Origin of the sequence: Arthrobacter sp. StoSoilA2, from assembly GCF_019977195.1 — a bacterium.
In the GTDB taxonomy this organism is placed as follows: domain Bacteria; phylum Actinomycetota; class Actinomycetes; order Actinomycetales; family Micrococcaceae; genus Arthrobacter.
Map to the genome: position 1 here is coordinate 2,291,729 of NZ_AP024643.1, position 21,146 is coordinate 2,312,874.

The 21,146-nt window shown below is 59.1% G+C and carries 17 protein-coding genes; 13 read left to right on the top strand and 4 right to left on the bottom strand.

Features of this window, described 5'->3' with window-relative positions:
- Positions 1 to 374: 374 nt before the first annotated feature.
- Together LDN82_RS10415 and LDN82_RS10420 are read right to left on the bottom strand one after the other, a co-directional pair.
- A complete protein-coding gene (locus tag LDN82_RS10415; RefSeq protein WP_224167314.1) occupies positions 375 to 1,550 on the bottom strand; it encodes a pyridoxal phosphate-dependent aminotransferase in 1,176 nt (391 codons plus the stop codon).
- Positions 1,551 to 1,743: 193 nt separating this feature from the next.
- Positions 1,744 to 3,420 (bottom strand): thiamine pyrophosphate-binding protein, encoded by a 1,677-nt coding sequence (locus LDN82_RS10420; protein ID WP_263422297.1) that lies wholly within the window; start codon positions 3,418 to 3,420, stop codon positions 1,744 to 1,746.
- Positions 3,421 to 3,568: 148 nt separating this feature from the next.
- Here LDN82_RS10420 and LDN82_RS10425 point away from each other — a divergent pair, with 148 nt between their 5' ends.
- The 13 genes from LDN82_RS10425 (at position 3,569) to LDN82_RS10485 (ending at position 19,226) form a co-directional block, all read left to right on the top strand.
- Complete coding sequence (locus tag LDN82_RS10425) at positions 3,569 to 4,021, top strand: Lrp/AsnC family transcriptional regulator (protein WP_224167316.1); 453 nt, start codon at positions 3,569 to 3,571, stop codon at positions 4,019 to 4,021.
- Positions 4,022 to 4,234: 213 nt separating this feature from the next.
- The gene (locus tag LDN82_RS10430) at positions 4,235 to 6,709 is read left to right on the top strand and encodes a glycoside hydrolase family 2 TIM barrel-domain containing protein (RefSeq protein ID WP_224167317.1); all 2,475 of its coding nucleotides are present in this window, start codon (positions 4,235 to 4,237) and stop codon (positions 6,707 to 6,709) included.
- A 183-nt stretch (positions 6,710 to 6,892) separates the two neighbouring features.
- The gene (locus tag LDN82_RS10435; protein ID WP_224167318.1) at positions 6,893 to 7,666 is read left to right on the top strand and encodes a TIM barrel protein; all 774 of its coding nucleotides are present in this window, start codon (positions 6,893 to 6,895) and stop codon (positions 7,664 to 7,666) included.
- Between the two features lie 67 nt (positions 7,667 to 7,733).
- Positions 7,734 to 8,387: a TetR/AcrR family transcriptional regulator gene (locus LDN82_RS10440; protein WP_224167319.1), complete on the top strand. Its 654-nt coding sequence runs from the start codon at positions 7,734 to 7,736 to the stop codon at positions 8,385 to 8,387.
- Entirely contained in the window at positions 8,368 to 9,045 is a 678-nt protein-coding gene (locus tag LDN82_RS10445) for a TetR/AcrR family transcriptional regulator (RefSeq protein WP_224167320.1), read from the top strand. Before LDN82_RS10440 ends, LDN82_RS10445 begins: the two co-directional genes overlap by 20 nt.
- A gap of 1,067 nt (positions 9,046 to 10,112) precedes the next feature.
- Positions 10,113 to 11,438, top strand: coding sequence for a sugar ABC transporter substrate-binding protein (locus LDN82_RS10450; RefSeq protein WP_224167321.1), 1,326 nt, complete (start codon positions 10,113 to 10,115; stop codon positions 11,436 to 11,438).
- Positions 11,439 to 11,511: 73 nt separating this feature from the next.
- Positions 11,512 to 12,471 (top strand): sugar ABC transporter permease, encoded by a 960-nt coding sequence (locus tag LDN82_RS10455; RefSeq protein WP_224167322.1) that lies wholly within the window; start codon positions 11,512 to 11,514, stop codon positions 12,469 to 12,471.
- Between the two features lie 59 nt (positions 12,472 to 12,530).
- The gene (locus tag LDN82_RS10460) at positions 12,531 to 13,382 is read left to right on the top strand and encodes a carbohydrate ABC transporter permease (RefSeq protein ID WP_224167323.1); all 852 of its coding nucleotides are present in this window, start codon (positions 12,531 to 12,533) and stop codon (positions 13,380 to 13,382) included.
- A gap of 447 nt (positions 13,383 to 13,829) precedes the next feature.
- A complete protein-coding gene (locus tag LDN82_RS10465) occupies positions 13,830 to 14,843 on the top strand; it encodes an alpha/beta hydrolase (protein WP_224167324.1) in 1,014 nt (337 codons plus the stop codon).
- 224 nt (positions 14,844 to 15,067) lie between these two features.
- A complete protein-coding gene (pdhA, locus tag LDN82_RS10470) occupies positions 15,068 to 16,216 on the top strand; it encodes a pyruvate dehydrogenase (acetyl-transferring) E1 component subunit alpha (protein WP_224167325.1) in 1,149 nt (382 codons plus the stop codon).
- A 13-nt stretch (positions 16,217 to 16,229) separates the two neighbouring features.
- The gene (locus LDN82_RS10475; RefSeq protein ID WP_224167326.1) at positions 16,230 to 17,237 is read left to right on the top strand and encodes an alpha-ketoacid dehydrogenase subunit beta; all 1,008 of its coding nucleotides are present in this window, start codon (positions 16,230 to 16,232) and stop codon (positions 17,235 to 17,237) included.
- Positions 17,238 to 17,242: 5 nt separating this feature from the next.
- Positions 17,243 to 18,556: a dihydrolipoamide acetyltransferase family protein gene (locus tag LDN82_RS10480; protein WP_224167327.1), complete on the top strand. Its 1,314-nt coding sequence runs from the start codon at positions 17,243 to 17,245 to the stop codon at positions 18,554 to 18,556.
- Between the two features lie 376 nt (positions 18,557 to 18,932).
- Positions 18,933 to 19,226: a hypothetical protein gene (locus tag LDN82_RS10485; protein ID WP_224167328.1), complete on the top strand. Its 294-nt coding sequence runs from the start codon at positions 18,933 to 18,935 to the stop codon at positions 19,224 to 19,226.
- A gap of 277 nt (positions 19,227 to 19,503) precedes the next feature.
- On the opposite strand, the gene LDN82_RS10490 is transcribed toward LDN82_RS10485, so the two are convergent.
- Positions 19,504 to 20,232, bottom strand: a complete 729-nt coding sequence (locus LDN82_RS10490; protein ID WP_224167329.1) for a hypothetical protein — start codon at positions 20,230 to 20,232, stop codon at positions 19,504 to 19,506.
- Between the two features lie 233 nt (positions 20,233 to 20,465).
- Entirely contained in the window at positions 20,466 to 20,894 is a 429-nt protein-coding gene (locus LDN82_RS10495; protein WP_224167330.1) for a hypothetical protein, read from the bottom strand.
- Positions 20,895 to 21,146: the final 252 nt, after the last annotated feature.

The window sequence follows — 21,146 nt, forward strand, 5'->3', positions numbered from 1 at the left end:
GCTGAGTCCTAGTGTTTTGACCAGGCCGATGATCTCCGCGGGTCGAAGAAGGCGTTCCGCAGAAATATCGCATCCTCCGATGGCGGTGGTGCGCTGAGTTCGGAGCCGGCTTCAGCCAACAGGCGCCGCAGGGCGTCGGCCTGAACCGTGAGATAGAAGGTACCGTCCCGAAGTCGCGCCGGATTGCCTTCGCCGGCCCGTGAGTACGGCATCCTACGCCGGGCCCACACTGTGGGTGAAGGCCGCCAAAGCGTCTTCCCTGCAGCGAAGTGCCGGAATAAGCGGTTGCTGTCGAAACGTTCGCTCGTTCCGTGCGGGCGCTGGATTGCATTCTTGCAAATGCGGCCAGTGAGCATGACCTCGCCGGCCACACCTCAGCTGAAGCTTCGCACCGTGTGGACGAACCTTTTCATGCCCTCTGCAAGAGTCTCAATGTCCGTGGCGAAGGAGATGCGCACATGACCTTCCCCGGAAGGCCCGAATTCGGCACCGGACCGAACGAGAACGCCGTTAGCGGCGAACCTGCGCGTCATCTCATCGGAGTTGAGACCGGAGTCGATTTTCGGGAATGCGTAGAAGGCCCCCTGCGGGGCCAGAAGGCTTACCTTGGAAAGCCCGCTTAGTTGTTCGACCACGACATCCCGGCGGGCCTGATACGACGCCGTGAGTTGCTCAAGATCCGCCTGAGGGGTGCGCAACGCTTCCAGGGCAGCGTCCTGCACGAACGTGTTAATGGACCCATTGATGGAGCGGTGAACCAGGTTGATGGCGGCTGCACGCTCCGGCGACGCAACGACAAAGCCCAGACGCCAGCCGGTCATGGCGTATGACTTGGAGAACGTGTTGCAGTAGACCACCTGATCGGCAACCGAATGAAGCTGAAGCGAGGACCGGAAAGGCACACCGTCGAAGACAATATCGGCGTACGCTTCGTCGGCAAGCAGCAGCAGGTGCGGGTTGCTTTCCAGAAGGGCAGCCAAGGCCTGGAGATCCTGCTTGGAGTAGCAGCGGCCGGTGGGGTTGCCGGGATTGCACAGAATGATCATCCGGGAGGCTGGCGCCTCGCGTTCCAGCCGTTCCATATCCAGCCCGCCGTCGGGTCGGTTGGCAACCCAGATGCCCTCCGCGCCGATCATGGCCAAATGATCGGCGTAGAGAGAGTAAGTCGGTTCAGGGATCAGTACGCGGTCCCCGGCGTTGACCATTGCAATCACCGAGGCGGCGAGACCAGCACTGCCGCCATGGGTGACGATCACCTGTTCGGCCCCGATGGCCCGTCCCGAGCGTTCGGACAAGTGCTCAGCCAATGCATCCCGCAACTCAGGCAGCCCGGTTAATGCCGTGTAGCGGGTGCGCCCACGGTTCAGCGCCTCGATCCCTGCGTCTATCACCGGCCGGGGAGTGCCGCTGTCGGGTTCGCCCATGGACAAGGCGATGGAGCCGGGTTCAACTGCGCCAAGTGACGAAGGCCGACGGGACCCGGCCTCGATGCGCCCAACGGCCAGCGACGCCGCGGCCGATCCCGCTTTCGTGAGGGGTGTTGTATTCATGGTGCTCCTGGACTGTGAGTGTGGGACAGCGCTGTCGGGAAGGCTCGAAGTCTCCCAAAACTAAGAGGAGTTTACCAATTGAAATAATTTTTTCAATACATTGAGGTTCTGGGACTGTCCAAAAGCCACAACCCCAGACGGAGATGATGCTCGCGGCGTGCCTCGTCTGGGGCCGTGGAAACCCTTCCTTGATTTAGGCGGATGAGTTCGCGTCGGCAAGGCCGGCAGCGAGTTCGGTCAGGATACTGGGCGTATCCAGCTTCGGAACCAGAACTTCAATGAAAACGAGCTTCCCGGTGGTCGCGGCGGCCGTTTCAAGGGCTGTCTCCAGTTCGGTACCGGTGCTCACGACGGTGGTAACGCTGTCGATTCCCGGAGCCAGCACGCCGGGCAGCGCTGTCCAGTTCCATGGGTAGACGTCCTGATAGACGGCGTGAGGGCTTTGAATGGCCCGCTCTACGGTGTAGCCCTCGTTGTTGATCAGAAAGATTATCGGGCTCAGGCCCTGGTGCAGAATGGTCGTGAGCTCTTGGATGGTCAACTGCGCCGAGCCGTCGCCGATGAAAAGGACGGAGCGCTGCTCGGGTGCGGCTAGCGAGGTTCCGAGTGTGGCGGGAAGGGTATAACCGATCGATGACCATACAGGCTGGCCGAGCAGGTCGGAGTTGTTGGGCATCTTCAGTTCAAGAGCCCCGCAGAAGGCGGTACCGGCATCCGCGATGACGATCGCGTCGTCGGGCAGCCATGCCTGGATCCGCGACCAAAAGGCGTCCTGTGTGAGGGATCCTGAGCTAATGTCCGTCCCGGAAACCTTGCGGTGGACCGTTTGGTTCGTTGCCGCAGGCGCCACAGGTCGGCCCTCGGTGATGACTCGCTGCGCATGCAACACCGACTCCACAGCATTCAAGGAGTCTTCCAGCGTGACGCCGTAGTAGGTTGTCTGGTCAATGTGCGCCTCGTTCATGCCAAGGTCCACTGACTGCCGGGGATCGAAGCGGTGTGAGAAGAAGCCCGTAAGCAGGTCGCTGAGCACGACACCGGCCAGAATCAGTACCGGGGCCTGGTCCACCGCCTCCCGGGCGCTTTGACTCCGGGTGATGGCCCCCATGTATGTCCCCAGACTGCTCGGATGTGATTCATCCACGATGGCTTTCGCACCAGGCTGGGACGCTATATGAACTCCCGGGACTTCCGCCAGACGCCTCACAGTGTCCTCGAGTCGCCGCCTGTGGAGGCGGGGCCCGGCCAGGACGGTCACCTCGGCTGTACCTTGCAGGCGTGCGTAAAGGTCTCTTGTGAAGCGAGACAGGGCGGCGGGATCGCTACGGGGGCCGGCGAGAGGGTCCCGCAGGTTGCTGTCCGGGACCCGGGCCACTGCAACATCCGTGGGGATTGCGAGATAAACCGGCTTGGATTCGCGCATTGCGGCCAGCAGCACCCTGTCAATGTCGCGGCTTGCGGTGGCGGCTGTGAGAATTGCTGCCGCTGCCGTAACTTCCTTGTAGGCCCGGAAAAAGTGGTTATAGTCCGAGTCGATTAGAGTGTGATGCAGCAACAGGCCTTCGGCTGCCGCCGATGTGGAAGGGAAGCCTGTGATCTGTACAACCGGAACGTCTTCGGCATACGCGCCGGCGATGCCGTTGATCGCAGACATTTCTCCCACGCCGTAGGTTGTTGACAGGGCACCGAGCTTGCGCCCTGCCCGGGCGTAGCCATCTGCTGCATAAGCTGCGTTCAACTCGTTCGTCGAGCCCACCCAGGTCAACTCATCCACGGTGAGCATCTCATCGAGAAGGCTCAGGTTAAAGTCGCCGGGAAGCCCGAACAGGTGGTGGACGCCGCACTGGACAAGCCTCGTCGCAAGGTACACCCCGACGCTTACAGTCCCATTATCATGTGTAAATTCATATGTCATGCCAAAAGGAAAGCAGGATGCCGCTCATATCGCTCACTCGTGCAGGCCTGAAATGTGCAAATCGTATAGATTCACTACCACCGCTCTGGAAGGACTGACCAGAATGACTCCTTTCGACAGTACGGACGTCCAGCTGTTCGGCGTTCTCGACATTGACCCGAGGCGCCCGGCGGCAAAGATTGCCGAGGAATTGGGTCTGGCCAGGGGGACTGTCAACTCACGGTTGGAAAAGTACCGCAAGGGTAAAGTGCTTCGTCCCAGCAGCGTGCGGATCCCGCCGGCTTCACTGGGTCTTCGGGCGCGTGCATTCGTCACGGCCGCCGTCACGCAGAACGCCCTTGAGCGCTCGATTGCCGCCTTGCGTTCCATCCCCGAAGTCGTGGAGTGCCTGGCCATTTCCGGAGCCAACGACGTCCTCTGCCAGGTTGTCGCCCGCGACACTGACCATCTCTACGAGGTAGGCCAACGCATTCTCCGCTCGCCGGGAATCGTCAGAACATCTACTGCCATCGTCCTGAATGAATACATCGATTACAGGATCAATCAGCTCCTGTAGGCGTCGTCAAGGCACCGCTTGTGGTTTAGCCCCTTGCGGTCAGAGCAAAAAATTGGGAAACTAGTCTCAATAGATATGTTTATCTCACTGAGTGCTCTCCTGGGCACCCGGCGCCCGAGGCCACGGGCTCCACGAAGATAAATGTCCCATGAACTGCTTTCGCCGGTGATGCAGCCAAAGGCGGCGCTGACCCACCACCTACCAAGGAGTGCAATGATCCGCATACCGTTCAACGATGGTTGGGCGTTCGGTCCGCTCGTCTCCGTCCATGAAGCAATACGCGTGGCCGGACCGGGCAACGACATTGTTACCTTGCCCCACGATGCTCTGCTGAGATCTCAACGGGCCGCCGATAACTCCGGTGGCCCACAAACGGGCTACTTTCAGGACGGAAAGTGGACGTATGAGAAACAATTCGATGTTCCAGCTGAATGGGTCTCCAAACGGGTTACTTTCGAATTCGAAGGCGTCTACCGCGACGCCGTTGTTTATATCAACGGCGCCTTGGCAGGCCAATGCGCCAACGGGTATTCCGCCTTCCACGTCGAGGCTGACGCCTATCTCAACTACGGCGAGTCCAACACCATCCGCGTGGACGCACAGGCCCATGAAGACTCCCGCTGGTACTCCGGTGGCGGCATCTACCGCCCCGTGCACCTGCTCGTTGGCGACCTCGTGCATATCACCCCGCGGGGACTGCGCATAGCAACGCCTGAAGTTGACGCGGAGCTCGCGACTGCCGTGGTTACCACCGAAGTCGTGAACAGGGCCACCGGTACCCGGACGGTTGAAGTCGAGCTTGAGATCCGCGATGCGAAGGGGACCAGGGTCGCATCCGATCAGTCCCGACTGACGCTCCTACCTGGCGAGCGAATTACAGCCAGGCAGCGGGCGTTCATCCGGCAGCCTGCGCTGTGGAGCGTCGACTCGCCCGACCTGTACCAGGCAACCATCAAACTCTTTGATGAGAACGGCCACATTGACGACGCAACTGCGTCCTTTGGTATCCGCACCGTGACCGCCGACCCGGTGCGCGGCCTCCGCATCAATGGTGAACCAATCAAATTGCGCGGGGCGTGCATCCACCACGACCACGGAATTCTTGGCGCGGCCGAGTTCTCCGACGCCTCCGATCGACGGGTCCGAGTGCTCAAAGCTGCAGGATTCAACGCTGTTCGGTCCGCCCACAATCCAATGAGCACGGCGATGCTCGAGGCATGCGACCGGCATGGTGTGCTGGTGATGGATGAACTCTTCGACATGTGGACAGTGCCAAAGTCTGGAGATGATTTCTCCCGGCGTTTCGTCGGGGCTTGGGAGCAAGACGTCGACTCGCTCGTTGCTAAGAACTTCAACCACCCTTCCGTCATCATGTACTCCATCGGCAACGAGATCATTGAAGCCGGTACGAACCACGGTGCCAGATGGGGCCGAAAAATCGCCGACAGGGTCCGCGAGCAAGACCCAACACGGCTCGTGACCCACGCTCTGCAAGGCATGTATATCGCCAGGGACAAGATCCCTGAGCTCCGGGCAAAGGCCAAACAGGACAGCTCGGTCATCCGCGGCCTTAATGACTACCTTGGTCAGGTCACCGAGTTGATGGACGAGCTGATGGCCTCGCCTGTGGTCGGTGACCGGCTCCTTGAGCCCTCTTCACCACTCGATGTGGTGGGTTTGAACTACGGTGACAGCCGTTACGTTCTGGATGGCGAGGCCTACCCAAACCGCGTCATTGTCGGCTCTGAATCGTTTCCGTCCCGCATCGACCACCTCTGGAAGCTGGTCAGCGAGAACCCGTACATTATTGGCGACTTCACATGGACGGGATGGGACTTCCTTGGAGAAGTCGGCACGGGTCGGCATGTATATCCCGAGGATGCGCAGGTCCACCGGGCACCATACCCGTGGCTCAGCGCAGTGTGCGGGGACATTGACCTGATCGGTGACCGCAAACCCATGTCCTTCTACCGCGAAACAGTGTTCGGTCTCACCTCCGGGATTCCGTACCTTGCTGCCAGAGCGCCCAGGGAAGACGGTTATGTCATTGAACCCAAGGCGTGGACGTGGGCGGATGTCGCCGCGAGCTGGACCTGGGATGTAGCTTCTGGAACCCAGATGCATGTAGAGGCCTACACGACCGGCGACGAGGTTGAATTCAAACTGAACGGCACGACGGTCGCAACGGCTGCAGTGGGCGCTAACCGGAATTTCGTTGCCGAAGCACAGGTTCCCTTCGAACCAGGAACGTTGGAAGCCATCTCATACCGGAATGGCGTCGAGCTAGGGCGCAGCATCTTGCATACCGCCGACGAACCGTCACGTCTGTTACTGCGAACGGACCGCCCTTCGATGTCGACAAATGACCAGCAGCTCGCATATGTCGACATATCACTGGTCGATGCCAGCGGACGGGTTAACCCCCTCAGAGACAGAACCATCACCTTGGAACTGGAGGGGCCAGGCACTCTTCAGGGATTCGGCACGGCCGACCCTGCCACCGAGGAAAGCTTCCTGGACACCGCGCACACAGCCTATAAAGGCCGAGCGCTAGCCGTCGTCAGGGCGACCGGTGAAGTCGGCCCGGTGACACTGACCGCACGAGCCAACGGGCTGAAGACCGCCGAGTTGCGAATCGTCGTGCAGCACCCGGTGGATTCACAACAGCTTGGAGCTTTCACCAGCTAAGGCAACGCTGTCGGGCCCTTCGGAAAGGGGCCCGACATCATTAACGACAGGGAATCTACGCCATGTTGAACGCAGCCAGACCAGCGATTCAAGGGGCTGGAATCCGAAGCTTTGAGAGGAAAGCCATTGAGCTACAGTGTCTCTGTCTGCACAGAATTGCTTTTCCGCGAATACGGGTCCCCGATGAGCAGGAGTCAGCTCCAAGCCGTCCGGGCGGCAGGTATCGAGCATGTGGAGTTTTGGTCCTGGGTGGGTAAAGACCTCGATGCTGTCGAAGCTGCTGTCAATGAATTCGATTTGTCGGTCGTCTCTATGGTCAGCCAGCCCCAAGGCCATCTCGTCGACCCGGTCCAGCAGGAGACGTTTCTCCAAGGCCTGCGCGAGTCTGTCAAGATCGCGGCCAGATTGAGGATTCCCAATCTGGTTGCCGTTTCGGGTCCTTTCCGTAGAGGAGTCAGTCACGCCGATCATCGTCGAGCCCTTGTTGCATCCCTGAAAGCAGCTGCCCCTGTCGCAGAAGCCGCTGGTGTTCAGTTGATATTGGAACCGTGGAACAGCAAAGTGGACCATCCGGGAACATACTTGGACAAGGCGCAAACCGCCCTCGACATCCTTGAGGAAGTCTCCTCTGACAACGTCCGGCTCCTCTGGGACGTGTATCACTCGGCCGTCATGAACGAACGCTTCGCCGATATCTTGGTCCCGCACCATTGCCACCGGATCGGCCACGTACAGGTAGCCGATCACCCCGGCCGAAATGAGCCCGGCACCGGAAACATAAACTGGGCCCACGCGTTCCAGGCCCTGGCTGGAGCAGGCTACGACGGCACCATTGGCCTGGAGTACATCCCCCGCAATGGAAGTGCAGAATCCATGGCCTTCGTTCGAAGGCTCCTTGCCGAAGAACCGTGGAACACAAACGGCACAGATGACTATCAATTGGTAAATCCGTCCTGATTCCATAGGATCAGTACGTACAGCGCCGCAACAAGGCCTGTCGACTTGGGGCGGCAAGGGAGGTAGATTGCGCAGCGACACCAAGAGAAACATCTCCAGGCTCCTGGAAGCAGTCGCGGAGGAAGTCAGCGAAAACGCGGGGTCACTATCCCTTCAAGGCGTTGCAGCCCGTGCCGAGGTGGGCGTTGCCAGCGCCTACCGGTACTTCCCGTCCGTGGATGCGCTGCTTGAGGCGTACATGCTTAAAATAAGCGCAGAACTCAGGGATTTTTCAAAGGATTGCCAGCTAGGCGGAGTCGAACTATACGATGCCGTCCTGGCCCGGTGGGTTGACCTTGTCTTAGAGCACGGCGCGGTGCTGGTCCAGTTGCGTTCCAAGACCGGCTATTTGCAACGACTGCTTGCACAGGAACCTGTCATGGAGGTCTCCAGAGCCATCTGGGAGCGTCCGTTGAAGGCACTTTTGGGCGAATCCGGGTTGACGCCGGACGCTCTCGTTCAGGCACTGTTCCTTAACAACGCTCTTTCCGATCCTCGTGAAATCCTGGAACTCCACAGCGTGGAGAGCCTGACCCGGCAGCAGATACCCGGCAGACTTCGAGCATCCCTCATCGGAGCGCTCTTCGGGACGGCTAACCTGAGGTCCTGGCAACATAAAACATCCGCAACCCCGGCGCTGTCCACGTGGGAGATGAAGTCCAATGGCATCCTTGAGTATTGACGGAATTCTGCCGGCTGGCGAGGCCGTCGCCGCAGCTGTCCCAGCCGGGACGCCAAGAGAAGGGACGCGCCGGTTGCGCAGTGACACACGCAGAAACATCAAGAGCCTCCTGCAGGCCGTTGGGGCGGAAATTGAACACAACCCCGGCGGCGTGAGCATGCAGAGTGCCGCCGCCCGTGCCGGAATCGGAACAGCGACCGCTTACCGGTACTTCTCCTCGTTGGACGAGTTGCTCGAAGCATACACGCTCATGATCACCCAAGAGCTCCGGGATTTCTCGCGCGACTGCACGCTCGAAGGCGCCGATCTGTTCAACGCAGTTCTTGACCGCTGGATTGACTTAGTGCTGGAGCACGGCAAGGTTTTGGTCCAGCTGCGCTCCCGAACAGGCTACCTCCAACGTCTGGACCAGGGGGACCCGGTGATAGCAACGTCGAGGACGATCTGGGAGCGGCCGTTGGCGAGCCTTTTGAAAGACTATGGAATGCCGCAAACCTCGCTTCGCCAGGCCCTCTTCCTGCACAATGCGCTCACCGACCCGCGGGATATTCTGGACCTGGTCGAAGCCGAGCAACTTAAGCCCCAGGACCTCGGTGAGTACCTGCGTGAAGCACTGGTGGGATCGCTGAAGGGATGGATCTCGGCCGTCGCCGGCTAGCCGGTGTCATGCCTGATCTGTGTGAACAGAGCAGACGATCATAGATGCCACATGCTTGGACCCCTCACTGCGTCGTGTCTTCAGAGTCGTGTCTTCAGAGTCGTGTCTTCAGAGTAGTGAACGATCCGTCACTGGGGAGGGACGTTCAGGTGAACCGTTCATTGCCTATGCTCTGTTTCGGCGACATGAAGTGATTTGTGGGACGAGGCACATTAGGACGCCCAGGGGCTCCGGGGTACCGATCACTGCAGGAAGCGGAAAACGCCTGAAGCAGGTGCAATCGCTGGACATTCCCGATGGTGGTCTGCGATGAAAGTGGCCGGGCGTTTTTTGCGTGCCGGCCGAAGCTCCACCGCAACTCCGCAGCCGATGCACTCTAGGCTGTGACGGACCCCTGTGGTTCTGAAAAACGGTGCGGCGGCGAGGGCAGCCGCTTCCCATTCCTTCCCGTCAATGGAACAACGGGCTACGTTCACGGATTGACCCCCTGCATACGAGGTGTTGGGTAGTTTGCACCTGAGGAACTGAAGAGCACTCTGAAGATAACTCAATCTCATTTGGGAATCAATTACCGATGGTCGTCGGAGACTCTTCGTTTTGTAGTACGGCACAGGCTGGACCGATTCCAAGGCCACTCGTGCGTACCCTACTGGCCCAATGCGCCCACCGCAGCACTCACTGTCGCGGCTGACATCGGCCCTGTGCCTGGAAAGCCTGGAGTCGCAACCATCCAAGGGCTGAGCCCGGCCGAGATCTTTAGTGTCGAAGCATTGACATCACGTCTGTAGACTGAGATAGTTTTCCCAATTACGAGATTCATCTCACAAAGCTGACTAACTAAAGATACGTTCCGACGATAGTTCGTCCTCGTAATAGATGAAGCGAGGCAGGCCACGGATCGGCTCGTTTGCCCGGTGACGCACAAGATGTGCATGAGGCGGGGCGGCGGCCGAACCGCGGTACCAATGACAAAGAAGTTGCGGCCGGCCGGGTGGGTTAGTCGCCCAGGGCCGGTACTGCGCGAACTGCAGTCCACAATCCCATACGACTTACCAGTAGGAGTTTCCATGGCATCACGTTGGTTCAAGAGCACGGCAGCCGCCGCGGTTCTTCTGAGCGCTGCAGCTCTGAGCGGTTGCTCCGGCAGCAGTTCAACTAGCCCCAGCAACGCGACGGAATCCCGCCCGGCCGGTCAGCCGGTAACGATTGAATTCTGGGGCGCGGCCATCGGTCAAGAGAAGGCCGTCGACGTCTTCAACGCCGCGCACACTGACGTCCAAATCAAATACACTCAAATCTCCGCCGGTTCGGCTGGTGGTTACTCCAAGATGCTCAATGCGGTCAATGCTGGCAATGCCCCTTGCCTTGGTCAGATCAGCTACGACACAGTCCCGAGCTTTGCTGCTTCGGGTTCGCTTGAGGACATTACGGACTACGCCAAGGACAGCAAGGACCAGTATTCCCCGGCGGCTTGGCAGCTTTCCAGCCTCGGCGGTCATGTCTTCGGTATTCCAACAGACCTCGGACCGATGGCTCTGTTCTACCGTACCGATTTGTTCGAGAAGTACGGTATCGCCGTACCAACGACATGGGATGAATTCGCCAGCGCCGCCAAGACGCTGCAGGCCAAGGATCCCGCCGCCTACCTGGCCACCTTCCCGCTGAACACCTACGATGTCGGGGCTCTGTCCTGGCAGGCCGGTGGTCAGTGGTTCGGAACCGAAAATGATGCGTGGAAGGTCTCAATCAATGACGATGCATCCAAGAAGGTTGCCAACTACTGGCAGGGTCTCGTCAAAGACAAGCTCGTCGTAGCCGAGCCGGCCTTTGACACTGCCTGGTACACCAGCCTCCAAAGCGGACGGATCCTTTCCTACGTCGGAGCCGCTTGGAGCGGCGCGCTACTGGAGAAGAACGCGCCCGGGCTGAAGGGAAAGATCGCAGTGGCCGAAGTCCCTCAGTGGAACAAGGGTGAGCATGCCTCGGGCAACCGTGGTGGTGGCGCTTACTCTGTCTTGAAGGGTTGCAAGAACCCGAAGGAGGCCACTGAGGCGGCGGTGTGGTTGACCTCGAACGCTGACAGCGTAACTACCTTGGTCAAAAACACCGGCCTCTACCCGGCTTCTGTGAGCGGGCAAAAGCTACCCGCCGTGACGGCAGGCTCGGATTTCTTTGTCAACGGAAGCAAGACAGCTGAAATCTTCACTACCGCGGCAAACAACACCCCGGACAAATGGGTATGGGGACCAAACATGACGAGCCTCCAGCCCAAGATGAACGACGGACTCAAGCTCGTTGGCGCAGGACAGGGAACCGTCCCCGATCTGCTCAAATCCGTCCAGGATTCAACTGTGGCCGACTTGAAGAGCCAAGGCCTGAGCGTCAAGGAGTAAATCCGAAACTCCGGCGGCGCCCAGTCACCAATGCAGGGCGCCGCCCACTCCAAACATCACCAAAGGATTAACCATGAAGGCACCCACGCTGCCTGCACAGCAACTTGTGGAAACAGGAACCACCACCACCAAGCCCCGCAAATCTCGGCTCGGACGGAGAACGACGCGGTCAGCGCTGCTTTTTCTGGTTCCGTTCATGATCATGTTTTTGTCAATGAAGATGGCCCCCATCTTCTATGCGATTTACCAGAGCTTTTTCAAGACGGAGCGGAGCGGCCTGGGCGTAGGAAGCGCAAAGAGCCTCTTCGCAGGATTTGAGAACTATTTCACGGCACTGCAGAATAGCGACTTCATCGCTTCCTTCGGTCGTGTGTTCCTGATCGGCATCATCCAGGTTCCCTTGATGCTGACCATTGCCCTCTTCCTGGCACTCCTTCTGGACTCAGCGTTTTCGCCCTTCAAGCGTGGGTTCCGACTGATCTACTTCCTGCCCTATGCGTTCCCTGGCGTCATTGCAGCCATTATGTGGTCCTTCCTGTATCAACCAAACATCGGACCATTCAGTGGGTGGCTCAGTGCCATCGGCCTCGACGTAAACTTCCTCGCCAACAACACAGTCTTCTTCTCCATCGGAAACATGATGACGTGGGGCTTCACCGGCTTCAACATGCTCGTGATCTACTCCGCTCTTCAAGCCGTCCCCGAGGAACTGACCGAGGCGGCAAGCCTCGACGGTGCAGGATGGTGGGCGACAGCCTGGCACATCAAGATTCCCGCCGTACGTCCAGCCGTTATCCTCACCGCCGTCTTTTCCATCATCGGCACCGTTCAGCTGTACAACGACCCCGCCATCCTCGCCAAGGTCGCACCCGGCATCTCCTCAACATTCACCCCGATCATGGCAGCCCAACAGCAGACAGCAGCCAACAACTACAACCTGGGCGCCGCCCAATCGGTCATCTTGGCCCTCGTGGCCCTCGTGCTGTCGTTCGGGTTCCTCAAATTCACTCAGCGAAAGGGTGCAGACTCATGACTACCGCCCCCACGCGAACGACCGAACGCCCACAAACACGGTCGGGCAAAACGATCAAAATGCCATGGCGACAGCAACGCACACCGTTCTCCGCGCGCGCATTCTCGCTCATTGTCATGGCTACGTTCGCCCTCTACAGCCTGGTGCCGCTCTGGTGGCTTGTCGTCACCGCAACCAAGAGCAGCCAGGACCTCTTCACCACCAACCCCATGTGGTTCGCCGACTTCAACCTCGGACAGAACATCGCCGACGTCTTCAACCAGCAAAACGGAATCTTTGCTGTATGGACCGGCAACACCATCATCTACTGTGTGGGCGGAGCTGCGATCGCCACGCTCCTAGCAGCCATGGCCGGCTATGCGTTGGGAAAGTACGAATTCCCCGGTCGGAAAGTGGTATCCAATATCATCCTGGCCGCAGTGCTGCTACCGGCCATCCTGTTTGCACTGCCCCTTTACTTGATGTTCAGCGAGATCCAGATGGTCAACACCTACTGGTCCGTCCTTCTGCCCAGCCTGGTGAGCCCCTTTGGTGTGTTCCTTGCCTCGACTTACGCAGGCCAAGCCATTCCGACCGAGCTCCTTGAGGCCGCCCGCCTCGACGGTGCGAGTGAAGCCCGGATCTTCTGGCGAATCGGCTTCCCAATCATGACACCAGCCCTGGTCACAGTGTTCCTTTACCAGTTCGTGGCAATCTGGAGTAACTACCTGTTGCCCGTTCTGATGCTGAACAACGACACGTTACAGCCGCTCTCCGTCGGCCTCGTAAACTGGCGCGAACGGCTGAACGAGGGGATTCCCTACAGCGTAACCATCACCGGGTCACTGCTGGCAGTCGTCCCTTTGCTCCTCGCCTTCTCAATACTCCAGCGCTACTGGCGCTCCGACCTGACAGCAGGCGGCGTAAAGTGAGACAGCCAGTCGCCTGGCCACTGAGGGCCTCTACCTCTGTGTTGACTATGTACTCGTGGCACAGCTTCTTCCTGATGAAAGAAACGGTGCCGCGAAGGGCATGCGGGTCTTCAATCGCTCCTCCACCATCCCTTCGCTGCTGGCTGCCATTGTTGCTCCGCTGTTGCTCTCCACCGGGGGCGGGGGAGAGAACTGCACGGCCATGTGGCTGTGCGGTGCAGGTCTTTCACTCATTGGCGCCGGGTTCACCCAGCTCACCGCGGCGGACGCGAGCGTCATGCCGCTGCGGCCTGACACTCAGTACCGTGTCCGTGAGTATCTTGCCCAGCCTTCTTCATCAGAAAGGAGCACCAGTGTGAGCAACCATGGCACGCGTTGCAAACTGTTCAGTCTCGGTCTGCCAGAAGTTTTGATTGCAACCCGGCCCATTTGCGCGGAGGGCCACCAATGAGTCCTGGCTTTCACCCTCTTCTGGAACAGCGTCGGCATCTGCTAGCCGATATCGGGTCGCTAGCCGAGTTTTCAGCAGAAGTCAGGTCCCAGTGGAACGCCCCTCACGGTCCCACCGAAAAATGGGACCTGCGTATCGAGGATGCGACTATCCAAGGCCCGCACGGCCCCATTGGTCTTCGGATTTATGCACGAACTTCTCGGCGGATCGGCACTCAGCTACGCCCATGTCTGGTATGGGCCCACGGCGGGGGATACACGTCCGGCGATCTTCAAATGCCCGAAGCGCACGAAGTTGCCAGAGGTGTAGCAGGGCGTTCAAACGCCGTCGTGGTCTCAGTCGACTATTCGCTCTGCCCTCCGCTAAACGGCTTCCCCGGAGGTGGCAGCACGGAAAATGCACGAGTCAAATATCCCGTCCCATTAGACGAAGTGGTAGCCGCCTTTTTGTGGGTGTCGGACGATACGAGCGAGTTACGTGTGGATCCGGAACGTCTGGCAATTGGCGGGGCGAGTGCCGGAGGAAATCTGGCGGCGGGTGCTGTCCTGAAGCTAAGCACCTACGACATAACTCCCTGGCAGTGCCTCCTCTTCTATCCCTTGGTACACCCAGCTCTTCCCGAGGCGGCCCCTGAAGCGACGGCATCACTTGAGCGTATCCCCCCTGCGCTAAGAGTCACCGATGACATGGTTGTCGCTATCAGTGAGAATTTCGTGGGAGGCCAAACCGCGACTGCATCGCCAGGAGCCTTCGCAGGTCTCGCTGAAGACCTCTCAGGCTTCCCTCCGACCCTTATAGAAAACTGCGAATTCGACGAAATTCGTCGCAGCGGCGAACAATTCGCGAAAGCACTGGCCGCCGCCGGTATTGAGGTTGAGTCCTTTTTAGCGGAAGGCGTCTCCCATGGACATCTCAACCGGGTTGGATTTCCGCCCGCCCATGCTGCGTTGGACCGGATAGCCCAACGCCTGCGTCGGCCAGCTCGAGGCCACAACCCAATAACCGGCTAACCGGGATCTCCGTACGAATAGCGTTTAGGTCAAAAACCACCGGTCAGTCCCCTGATCACCTCCGCAGGAAGCTCAGCTCATCGGAGGGCCCCAATTGCTATGGACGGCCGGCACTCGCGACATCCACTTTGCCGAGCCTGGAGTGGCCATAGTGAATCCGAAGACCAGCGTCATGAATCAAAGCCCAGCAAGGCTCTAAGCGTTCATAAAGTTAGCTACGAACAATGAGGTGCGTACTTTTGATTACACATGATTTGCCCCTGTCCTCTGACCATCAAGAACTGGACGACGGCCCGGAGTCTGACGAGCTCATTCAGCTCATCACTCAAGACGGCGAACGAACGCAGGGCTCGGTCCTTCAAAGATGGATCCAGGACGTCACGGATGAGCAGCTTGGTTCTCTGTACGAAGACATGGTCGTCATACGAAGGATCGACACCGAAGCCACATATCTGCAACGTCAGGGCGAACTTGCGCTGTGGCCGCCTTTGCTCGGCCAAGAGGCGGCCCAAATCGGATCTGCTCGTAGTCTGCGAAAGGATGACTTCGTATTTTCCAGTTACCGGGAGAGTGGCGTTGCCTATTGCCGGGGCGTCGACTTCGAGGACCTTACTCGGGTGTGGCGTGGTAACAGCCACTCAAGTTGGGACCCCTTTGTACTGAACATGGCAACGCCTCAGGTCATCATCGGAGCCCAGACACTCCACGCCACCGGATACGCGATGGGCATCAAGAACGACGGGGCGGATAGCGTTGCGGTCACTTACTTTGGTGATGGAGCAACCAGCCAGGGCGACGTGAATGAGGCCATGGTTTTCGCCTCCAGCTTTCAGTTGCCTGTAATTTTCTTTTGCCAGAATAATCATTGGGCGATCTCGGAACCTGTCAGCCTCCAGGCCAGCGTCCCCTTGTCGCGCCGCGCCCCGGGTTTCGGTATTCCGTCCCTGCGCGTTGACGGAAACGACGTCCTTGCCGTTATGGCCGCGACCCGGTCGGCCCTGGACCGTGCCAGAAGCGGGGGAGGACCGACATTTATCGAGGCCGTGACCTACCGCATGGGTCCACACACAACCGCGGACGATCCTCATCGCTATCGGAATGTTGATGAGCTCGCCGGTTGGGCAGCTAAAGACCCGATTGCGCGGTTGGAAAAGTACTTGAAAAGCTCTGGACGGTTCATTGACGGGTTCCAGCGTCTGGTGGCTGACAAGAGTGATGCCGTGGCCCACGCAATGCGGGAAGCCTGCAAAAACATGCTGGATCCTGAGCCGATCACGGTCTTCGACAATGTTTTTTCGGAACCTCACGCGGCGCTCACGCGACAGAAAGAAGCGTACGCCCACTACTTGTCGACCTTTGCGGCAGCAGAGTAGGAGGAGCCAAAGTATGCAGAGCATGACTTTCGGCCGAGCAATCAATGCAGGCCTTCACAAGGCGATGGAGAATGATCCCAAAGTCATTCTTATGGGCGAGGATGTCGGCAAGCTGGGTGGTGTTTTTCGCATCACTGACGGGCTGCAGGACCATTTCGGTGCGAACCGGGTTGTGGATACACCCCTTGCCGAAGCAGGAATTATGGGAAGCGCAGTCGGGCTGGCCTATCGCGGTTATCGCCCGGTTGTGGAGATCCAATTTGATGGCTTCATCTACCCGGCGTTCGACCAGATCGTATGTCAGGTCGCCAAACTGCACTATCGAACCCAAGGCAGAGTCCATATGCCCATCACCATCCGCGTACCTTTCGGCGGCGGAATCGGGTCACCCGAACATCATTCCGAATCGCCTGAAGCATATTTCACGCATACTTCTGGTCTGCGAGTAGTCAGTCCATCCACCCCGCAGGACGCATACGTACTGATCCAACAGGCCATAGCTTCAAATGATCCGGTGTTGTACTTCGAACCGAAGCGGCGGTACCACGTCAAGAGGGAGGTCGATGAGGCGATGGAGCTGGGTGCGCTCCCAATGGGAAGTGGCCGGGTGGTGGTACCAGGCTCTGATGTCACTCTGGTTACCTATGGACCCCTTGTTCCAACGGCGATGGACGCTGCAGAAGCTGGAGCAGAGGATGGTATTTCGATCGAAGTCATCGATCTGCGCTCCCTGGCTCCCATTGACTACAGCCTGATAGAAGCATCCGTCCGGAAAACCGGGCGGCTGGTAGTTAGCCATGAGGCCAGCCAGACAGGAGGGCTCGGAGCTGAAATTGCCACAACGATCACCGAACGATGCTTTGAATACCTCGAAGCGGCACCAGTCAGGGTGACCGGTTTCGATATCCCGTACCCGCCCTCCAAGCTTGAATCACATCACCTGCCGGACTTGGACAGAATCCTTGACGGCGTGGATCTCGCCCTTGGAAGGCGAGCTACTTTGCTGGGACAGAAGGGATAGCCTCCATGGCAGTTCAGGAATTCAGGCTTCCGGACCTCGGGGAAGGATTGACCGAATCAGAGATTCTTAGCTGGAAAGTGGCCGTGGGCGACACCGTCGAGCTGAACCAGGTGATAGCAGAGGTCGAAACCGCTAAAGCTGTGGTCGAGATCCCGTCCCCATATAGCGGAACAATAGCCGTCTTACACGAAGCGCCTGGCACTGTTGTCCAGGTGGGCGCACCCATAGTGTCGTTTGAACTGGATGAGGCCAATGAAGGCGGCGAGTCTTCCCTGCCTACACGTGTCCCAACCCTTGTGGGGTATGGTGCCGAGGTCGAAAAAGTGGGACGTCCTCGACGCAGGAGCCGGAACTCCAACGCCGGCACCCCCCTTCAGTCTGCAGCGGCGGCTGCAGACCCACATTCCGTGGCCCCCAAGCCTGCGGCAACCTCAGTTGAACGACCTCGCTCCACGCCTCCCATCCGGAAGCTGGCCCGCGACCTGAAGGTGGACCTGCAAGCGTTGGTAGGGACAGGGCCCACTGGTCTTGTCACAAGAGCAGACGTAACTTCAGCAGCAGACAAGGACTCTCAGGCAGCCAGCGCCCTCGCCAGTGACACCAACCGGCAAAACTCGCCTGCAGAGTCCAGGACCCCCATTAAAGGGGTGCGCAAGCACACTGCCGCCGCAATGGTTGCCAGTGCCTTTACAGCACCCCACGTCACGGAATTCCTGACAGTCGACGTCACCAAGACTGTCGAACTGCTTGCAAAGTTGAAGGAGGCCCGCGAGTTTTCAGACTTCAAGCTCACACCGCTCACTCTGGTCGCCAAAGCCGTCCTGATGGCATTGGCCCGGAATGCTTCCTTGAATTCGAGGTGGGACGAAAAGAACCAGGAGATAATTCAGTTCAACCATGTAAACCTCGGCATAGCTGCCGCCACGCCCCGTGGCCTGATGGTACCCAACATCAAGGGTGCGGACGGGATGTCCTTCAGGGAGCTCTCGGCTGCGCTCTCTGACCTGACCAACACCGCCAAAGCGGGGAGAACCAACCCGAGCGATCTGTCCGGAGGGACCTTTTCCATCACAAACATCGGTATTTTCGTCATCGATGCTGGAACACCAATCCTTAACCCGGGAGAGGCTGGCATCCTGGCCCTGGGTGCTATCCGTAAGTTGCCATGGGAGCACAAAGGAGGCGTTGCCCTTCGCAGCTTAATGACCCTCAGTCTTTCCTTCGATCACCGCCTCGTCGACGGCGAGCAGGGGTCTCGCTTCCTCGCCGACGTCGGCAGTCTACTGGTTGATCCCGGCTTGGCGCTCAGCATGGGTTAACCGGTGCAGCGGCAGAATGGATCCCTCGTGGGTGGGGGAGCATACCAATCCCGGAGATTCACCAATTTAGGGGACGCTCCTGCACGGACAGCTAGCAGTACGGTCCCGGAAGACTGGTAACACGGGACCAATTGATGCAGCAACGGGACCTCCGTGAGGCCGAGCTCGTAACTAAACGACAAGCCTTATCAGTTCTCAAGTCCGGTGTTTCAGTTTCTTCACGACGAAGTCCGAATTGTTGACGTCTATACGATGAAGGTCGACGTGTCTGTGGCCTCGGGGCTGTTCTGTGGTTGGAACCGTCGACCTGGCCGATGACGGACCAGGTTCAGGAAAGGTATACCCGCTGGCTCAAGACAGATGTACTTGATCGACCATGACTGACCGCGATGCACGGCAATTCATGGGGGAGATGGTCGCCGCGCATCCGTATCTTCGGCCGATCCACGCAGAGCACATGGACGACAACGAAGGCGAGCTCCTGCCTCATTTACTAATGGCCGACGTATGCAGGTGGGTGATGTCGAACCATCATTCCCAGGCGAATCGCGTGCGGGATCTATTGGGGTGGCTGGGAGGGCGCTTTGAGGCGGTGGGAGCGGGCGGGGACGGAGTCGACAACGTCATCGCCGCATCGGTCATTGAGCATTTGCCCACCCGGGGAACCTGACTCGGTCATTGTGCTTGAGCTGGGCCCGACTATGAGGTCCCGGTACGACGCGATATTCCGCGGCAGCGTCCTACGTACATACCCAACGAATTGTTGTCGAGGCTGGTTGGAAACAGGATGTATTCGGTCGAGTTTGTGCTCAATGACTACGTGCAGCTGCGTTTCGATGGAGACGCCAAGGCCAGCGGTCCGATCGTACTGAATAGCTATGTCTGGCCCGTTGTGGATCAGCCGGTCGTTCATGGCGTGAGCAGGAAATCGGCTGGGCATCAGCTGGTCACTTGCCCGACCTGAATACGATCGAGTCGAAGACGCCGCGTGCCTCTCTCGTCAGCTCCGGTTTGATCGATTCGTGGAATTGGACCACCCAGCTCACAGCGCGCTGGCCATTTAAGTCGACCACCCGGTAGGTTTCGCGCTCTGCGGCGCTCGAGTACCAGCGTGAGCATTCGTTTGAGAATTCTGAGTGGATGCAGAACTTGCCGCGGTCGCAGGCTTTGATGTCCACGTCGCCCTCGACCGCGAGGTCGAACTCGACGCCGGAGTAATCGCCCACCACGACCTTGACGGGAGGAGTGCTGGCCGTTGACGTCTGCGCCGTGATCGCGTTGACGAAGGCCTCAGCCGACGGATCGACCTTGACCAGCGCGTCCTGCCACACGCACGCGTCCGTCGGCACATAGCCGGCGGGCCACCAACCCACGAAGACCCCCCATTCATCCGGGTGATCCGGGTCGTCCTTGGCCAGACCATCGCCGTCAGTGGTCGACCAACCGTCCGGGACGGTGATCTCGAAAGGCGCCGTGTAGCCGGGGACGAGGACGAGGTATGTGCCGGCGTCGATGTCGCCACTCTCCGGCAGCGGTGGGACCGTGCGGGTGTCGGCGCCGTCCGGCAGCGGTGTGACCGTCCTAGCCTCCGTAGTCGAAACACTGGCGGACGGGAGCGAGACATCATCGGCCTCAAACTCGCACCTGCGACATCGGATGGGATGCCGTCGTCTCAAGTTTCCTCCGGCAAACAAAACGTGGCAATGAAGAGTTGCGCGGAGAGCAGTTGCTGTTTACCGCCCAACCTGGAAAAGGTCCTCTTCGAGTCGATTTCCATTTTCGCCACTGCGGGCATGAAGTTGGCAGAGCAGCAATCGGACAGCGTGCAACGTTTTGCAGCATGGCCGCTACTTGCAGCCGATCAATACAGCGTGGGCAGTTGGACTTTCGTTTCACGCTGTGGTCGTATCTAGAACTCGATGAGGTCAACTATCGCTGCGTGCAGCCACGCATCCAAGTCATCAAATTCGCGCCGGGCTTCCCAGCCTGGTGACGCGAAGTCGTGCACAATGGCAACCTTGCCGGTATCGAGGTCCCAGCAGGCAGTGTCGTCGTTGTCCTGGCGTCTGGCAAAGAAGACCAGCCTCCGGTCCGGATAACGCTCTGCCATGCCACGGTTCCGCTCCCGCAGACGGTCACCGGTCAGAATCCACCAAGGCTCCAGCTCCAACAGTTCCAGTTCCACGAGCCGCAGCAGCCCCCGCGGGTACACGATGCCCTCTGGCAACTCCTCAGCCGTCAATAGCAGCGGCGTCTTTGCCGCGTTCTCGCCGACGACTGTGCTCTGTTGCTGGACGGCCGGCGGAGGGCCGTCGACTTTCCTGCGAAACAATCCCATGGTGGGAGTTAACCACAACCTTCAGTGACGTCCGTGTCGTTGGAGTCCAGGCACCAGAGCGCTTGACACGTCAAGGACCGACGCGGCTGCCCTCCATGATGTCCTTGCCCGCGACTCGGGTAGGATTCTGTGGCTTTACCCAGGTGACGGAGTAGGTGGCTGGTTGCTTCGTGTCCAGGTTGGGCAGGGCTGGAACGTCGTGAACGCTCTTGTCTGGGGCCCACTTGTCCGCAGTTGATGCGGACTCACGCA